This is a genomic window from Comamonas testosteroni (genome assembly GCF_000761245.1).
GTDB lineage: Bacteria > Pseudomonadota > Gammaproteobacteria > Burkholderiales > Burkholderiaceae_C > Comamonas > Comamonas testosteroni_C.
The window spans coordinates 1-657 of the sequence record NZ_AWOR01000122.1; the positions used below are offsets into that span (position 1 = coordinate 1).

The window sequence follows — 657 nt, forward strand, 5'->3', positions numbered from 1 at the left end:
GGTTGAGCGCGTATTCGCGGATTTCCGCACCTGCCTGAATACCTTTGATAAGTGGGCCGACAGCTTTTTAAGTGGTTCGGCACTTAGCGTGGAGCAGGTCTTCAAGGTTGGAGAACAGGTCGCACTGGTCGCACCGGTTTCTTCGAAAAAACCCAGTCGCACGGTCGCTCAATGCAAAGCCCAAGGCGGGCTGACCTTGGTGCATCTGTTCGAAAGCACGCAGTTCGTGCCCATCGGCAACACGCCCGTGAGGCTGCAAGCCGTTGCACAAGACAGAAGCCCGGTAGGTGCGCCACTGCATCGCACCATTGGCCCCAGCGGCATTCTTGAAGTCAACGACTGTACCCGCGACCAGACGTACGAAATCACCTTTTACCCCAACGTTTCCAAGGCTCACGTCCAGGCGCTGTATGCCTCCTATGAGTCTGTGATCGCCGGGCTGGAAGCGGATTTGCGCAAGGCCTGGGCCGAGCACTTCAAGCCTCGATGGGCAGACTTTGCCAAAGCGCCCGCCTACAAGCGCAGTGCGTTACAGGGTATGGCCTTTGCTGCCGGGCTTGGCGGCGCGCTTTATAACCTGTGGGACAACATCACCGAGCTGTACGACCTGCTCGCGAATCTCAAATCCAATAGCGAGAAGCTGCTGAAATACCTGTC

Annotated in this window: 1 protein-coding gene; it reads left to right on the forward strand. The window is 57.4% G+C overall.

Features of this window, described 5'->3' with window-relative positions:
- A partial coding sequence (locus P353_RS27400) for a hypothetical protein (protein ID WP_034376697.1) occupies window positions 1-657 on the forward strand: 657 nt, incomplete at both ends.